Genomic DNA, 3,413 nt, shown 5'->3' with positions numbered 1-3,413 from the left:
CAGCGTCGTGGTCGTGACAGGCGACCCGCCGCCCGGCCGTGGACAACCCGCAATTTGATCTTATCGGGAGGTGCCACACCGCATTAAACTCAACTGCAGATCTGTCCGTCGAACCGGGTCACCCTCAATCTATGGTTCTCGGATGGGCCTTGGCAATGCAGCGGCAGTGTAGAGGCCAAGGCCCATGCCTGTCGCAGTCCCCGCTAGATTGTGAAGGATCGCTCGTGTCATCGGATCAAACAGCGTAGGCAGCGCTCTTTCCGGTATCTGGTTAACGCGGATGAAAACGGTTGGTGCTGGTCGCGCTCTGCCACGCGGCGGATCGCGACCAGCGATCGCCTAGGCGCACGCGACGCCTCCGAACGGAGGAAACCCGGATCGCGATTTGTCGCTGCTGGCCAGGCGCCGATCCAACGCCGCAGCCACGACCTGCACATTCGGCTCGGCGATCATCTCGAAGTGGTCGCAAGACACATCGACGACATCCAGCCCGCCGCGAGCGACGTGCTGCCACAGCGTCAACTGATTGTTACGGTACGACAGGGTGGACGTCGCGTGCACATAGACGATCGGTCCAGCGTGATAGGGCCTTGGCCGATACGTCGTCATCGCTACCCGCAACGTCTCGCGCACCGTCCGTAGTGCCGGCGGCATCATCGCGTTGTGGCTATTTGGGCGGTGTGCCATGCGTCCATTGCGCATGCGCAAATAATCTACGACATTCGCGAGTCTGTCCTTCACGTAGTGCGTAAGTTGCGCCTTGGGGACGGCGCGCAGCCTGCGCCAGTGCCAGCCGAGGAAGTCACGGTTGTGCCGCAGCCAGGCCCGCCACGGGAGGCAACGCTCGTGCGCATAGGTATCGATCAGGCACAGCAATTCCATTTGCTCGCCGGCGCGGCTTAGCTGTTGCGCAATCTCGACCGCAATCAATCCGCCGAACGAGTAGCCCGCCACCGCGTAGGGTCCCGTCGGCTGCACGCTGCGCATCTGTCCGATGTAGCTGGCCGCGATTTCGTGAACGCGCCGTTGTGCCGGCTGCTCGCCGTCGAGGCCTCGTGCCTGCAGCCCGAACATCGGGCGCGGCGTCTGCATCGCCGCGATGAGCGCCGAGCATTCCATGACGGTGCCGCTCACCCCGTGTACCAGGAAGAGCGGTGTACCCGTGCCTGCTCGTATCGGTACGACCGTCGGCGAAGATTGCGGCACTCCGGGCTCGTCGATTGCCGCGGCGAGGCGCGCAATGGTCGGTGCGATGAATAGTGTCGCGAGCGGCAGCGTGCGCCCCGTCGACTCATTCACACTGGCAAGTAATCTCGCCGCCAGCAACGAATTGCCACCTAGTTGGAAGAAGTTGTCGTCGCGACCGATCGGAGCTATGTCGAACAGTCTTTCCCAATGCGACTGCAAGTGCCGTTCGAGATCCTCCCGGGACCGGCCCACCGGCGCCAGTTCGCGCGTTGCCGAGTTCAGCGCCGGGTGACGCCGAATCGCGTCCAGACACTCGGGATTGCGCAGCGCCGCCGTGTTGCGCACCGGCAGGCCGCTGATCGCGTTGCGTGCGGCCGCTTCCGACGGCTTGCCATTGTGCGTAACCGGCAACGCATCGACGGCGATGATGCGGTCGGGCACGTGCGCCGGAGATGTGCGACGTGCAAGGTCGCGGCGCACACGGGCGGCCAGCGCTGCGTTCAGCTGGAAGCCTTCGCGCAGCACGAGCATCAACACCGTACGCTGATCCGTTGGGGCTGCGTTCGAAGAGCCAACCGTCATATTGCGCAACGACTGCTGAACGACCATCGCGTCGCGGATTTCCTCGATGTCATCCAGTACGCGATAGATCTCGACCGGCCCGACGTTGACGCCGCGCACGTTCAGGACGCCATCGGTGCGGCCATGCAGTCTCGCAGTGCCTTGCGGCGAAAACTCGATCAGATCGCCGTGAGTCCAGACGCCCGGATTGCTCGCGAAATAGGCGGCGTGAAAGACGGTGCCGTCCGTGTCGCCGAAGAAGCCGAGTGGACGTGACGGAAACGGGTTCGCGCACACCAGTTCGCCGATCCCGTCGACGGACTCGCCCTGCGAGCGGGCCTGAATGTCAAGCGCGAGACTCTTGCATTGGGCTTCGCCTGCGTAGACCGGCAGGTTGGGATTGCCTAGCACAAAGCAGCCGATGATGTCCGTGCCGCCCGAAATCGACTGCAAAGGCAGCGGCTTCACGTGATCACGCACCCAGGTGAACTGTGGGTCGAACAGCACTGCGGCCGTCGACATCATCGCGCGCAGGGCGCTTAGATTGAACTGCCGCCCTGGCATCAGCCCAGCGTCTTCGCTCATCTTCAGATAAGCGGGACTTGTGCCGAACACCGTGGCGCGCTCGTCGGCAACAAGGCGCCATAGCGTATCGACCGTCGAGATCGGGCCATCATAGGTGACGATTTCGACGCCGGACGCAAGCGCCGACAACTGCCAGTTCCACATCATCCATGCGCAGGTGGTATGGAAGTACATCCGGTCGCCGGGCCGCAGATCGCTATGCAGCCGATGCTCCTTCAGGTGTTCCAGCAAAGTGCCGCCCGCACCGTGCACGATGCACTTGGGCTTCCCGGTGGTGCCCGACGAGAACATGACAAAAAGCGGGTGGTTAAACGGGAAGCGCCGCCATTCGAACGATGCGGCGTCACTGTGCTCGACCAGTTCATCGAGCGAATAGATTCGTTGCTTGACCGCATCTGGTAGGGCGCCATCGTCGAGACGGACAATACATTCCAGCGACGGCAAAGCAGCCGCCAGCTCGCCGATCTTGGTCGCGACCGGTACGCCCGTGTCGAAAGTCTGCGCCGCTGCGTGCGCGAACAGCAGGCGCGGCGAGAGCGGTGTGAAACGATCGAGGAGCGTCTCGACACCCATCTCCGGTGCGGCCGTCGACAGCGTTGCACCGAGCGCGGTGACCGCCAGCGCAGTGACGACCGCTTCAGCGTCGTTGCGCATCACACACACTACGCGATCCCCCTGGCGCAGTCCCAATTCCGTGAGTGCATGCGCGAGACGCGATACGCGATCGCGCAGCTCACCGCGAGTCAGATGCACTCGCCGGCCATCGGCGTGACAGGCTGTCAGCGCAGGTGCCTCGGCCCTTGCTACCGACAAGCTCAAGAGGTTGTCGGCGTAATTCAGTTCGAGTTCCGGGAAGAACTGTGCGTGCTCGCATTCGTCGCCGACGCACACGGGTTCGAGACTGCCGGACCAGTCAAGACCTTCAGACCATTGCACGAAGACTTGCCAGAACTGAACCGCCCCGGGATTTCCGGAGGCTCCACTTCTTGAGAAAATGGAGCTATGGAAAACACGAAGAAGAAGTGTCCAAGGTACTCGCCTGAAGTTCGTGAGCGGGCTGTGCGAATGGTTCTGGAACA

At 62.8% G+C, this 3,413-nt stretch carries 1 pseudogene; it reads right to left on the bottom strand.

Annotation, left to right across the window (positions count from 1 at the left end):
- Positions 1-339 precede the first annotated feature (339 nt).
- A pseudogene (locus tag AB3X86_RS37880) lies at positions 340-3,285 on the bottom strand (acetoacetate--CoA ligase); the annotation flags it as partial.
- Between the last annotated feature and the right edge of the window lie 128 nt (positions 3,286-3,413).

This window comes from Paraburkholderia sp. BR14374 (genome assembly GCF_040948685.1).
GTDB lineage: Bacteria > Pseudomonadota > Gammaproteobacteria > Burkholderiales > Burkholderiaceae > Paraburkholderia > Paraburkholderia youngii.
The sequence above is the reverse complement of the archived record's forward strand: the minus strand, read 5'-3'. Positions and strand labels throughout refer to the sequence as shown.